Genomic DNA, 294 nt, shown 5'->3' with positions numbered 1-294 from the left:
TATATGCTCTATTTTTCACTAAAATCATACACAAAAAAACCAACCAACAACACCCCCACCCCCCCACCCCCCACCCCCCCCCAACCCCCCCCCCCCCGCCCCCCCCCCCCCCGCCCGCCGCCCCCCCCCCCCCCCCCCCCCCCCCCCCCCGCCCCCCCGCCCCACCCCCCCCCCCCCCCCCCCCCCCCCGCCCCCCCCCGCCCCCCCCCCCCCCCCGCCGGGGCGAGGGCAGCACCCGACGCCGACCCCTTCTTTAAATGATGCAGCGCTATTAGACAATTTGCAGTATTGCGA

The 294-nt window shown here is 73.5% G+C and carries 1 protein-coding gene; it reads right to left on the bottom strand.

All coding sequences use genetic code 11. The features are described from left to right. Nucleotides 1-8 precede the first annotated feature (8 nt). The coding region (locus AAEZ00_RS20935) for a hypothetical protein (RefSeq protein ID WP_351089799.1) at nucleotides 9-294 on the bottom strand (286 nt) is incomplete at its 5' end.

This window comes from Shewanella sp. S1-49-MNA-CIBAN-0167, assembly GCF_040310145.1.
Lineage (GTDB): Bacteria > Pseudomonadota > Gammaproteobacteria > Enterobacterales > Shewanellaceae > Shewanella > Shewanella psychromarinicola.
The sequence above is the reverse complement of the archived record's forward strand: the minus strand, read 5'-3'. Positions and strand labels throughout refer to the sequence as shown.